The 671-nt window shown below is 38.7% G+C and carries 1 protein-coding gene; it reads right to left on the reverse strand.

What is annotated here, in order from left to right; all coding sequences use genetic code 11:
* Nucleotides 1-314, reverse strand: a 314-nt coding sequence (locus H5187_RS23865) for a hypothetical protein (protein WP_259398601.1), incomplete at its 3' end; no start/stop codon positions are given.
* Nucleotides 315-671 lie beyond the last annotated feature (357 nt).

Here is a 671-nt window from a genome sequence, read left to right on the forward strand (position 1 = left end):
TGTTGTTTGAGTTCATTTTTAACATCAATAAATTGATTGTTCTTTATCACAAACTGTACATTGTTTTGCTCGGTTTCTAGGCATAAATCGCGCCCGGCGTGTAAGTTTATCGTCCCAAGTTGGCTTATCCATTCTATGAATTGGCGGCCTGATTGTTTAGCATTTAACTCAAAGTAATGTTCACTGGCGAGAGTTTGTAAAATGACTTTTGGCTCATTGTCGTCATCATCAAATAGTAGTTCGTTGTGGGCTGCAGGGGAATTATGTCGCGGGGTAAACCCGCTGCTACGAATAATCGAATTTACTCTGTGCAAAAATGAAAGGCAGGGCACTAATCAGCGGCTGTATTAGCGCCTAGCCAAACAACATCCATGTTGTTAAAGAGCCGGTAATTCCTAGTGAATTAGTGCTTTGGCTGCACGGTTTAAATTTAAATTATAACGTCTTTATTGTTATAAACTGCTTAAAAACACACTAAGATCTAACCGAGCACTTTAGTATTTTTAAGTTTTGTAGCCCAGTCCAGATTAAAAAGGCCACAAGCATATTTGCATACAGCGTTATTCGTACTGCTTAATAGCGCCACGTACCATAGAAGCCATATCAATAATTTCCATATCCCCCATGTCGGCAATTAAATTCAAATGGGCAAAAATATCGCACTTTTCAAT

Source organism: Pseudoalteromonas sp. SG44-1 (assembly GCF_014164315.1).
GTDB lineage: Bacteria > Pseudomonadota > Gammaproteobacteria > Enterobacterales > Alteromonadaceae > Pseudoalteromonas > Pseudoalteromonas rhizosphaerae.